Consider the following 262-nt stretch of genomic DNA (forward strand, 5'->3'; position numbering starts at 1 on the left):
TCTCCAACTGGACCTTCGACCCCGTGCGCGGACAGTACTACTTCCACCGGTTCTTCTCGCACCAGCCCGACCTCAACTACGAGAACCCGGCCGTCCAGGAGGAGGTGCTGGCGGCGCTCCGGTTCTGGCTGGACCTGGGCATCGACGGTTTCCGGCTGGACGCGGTGCCGTACCTGTACGCGGAGGAAGGCACCAACTGCGAGAACCTGCCGCCCACCCACGAGTTCCTGAAGCGGGTGCGCAAGGAGATCGACGCCATGTT

At 64.9% G+C, this 262-nt stretch carries 1 protein-coding gene; it reads left to right on the forward strand.

Going from position 1 to position 262, the window contains the following annotated elements; genetic code table 11:
* A partial coding sequence (locus tag LQ326_RS47615) for an alpha-amylase family glycosyl hydrolase (RefSeq protein WP_268208481.1) occupies window positions 1-262 on the forward strand: 262 nt, incomplete at both ends.

The organism is Streptomyces shenzhenensis (assembly GCF_021462265.1).
Taxonomy (GTDB): Bacteria; Actinomycetota; Actinomycetes; order Streptomycetales; family Streptomycetaceae; genus Streptomyces; species Streptomyces shenzhenensis.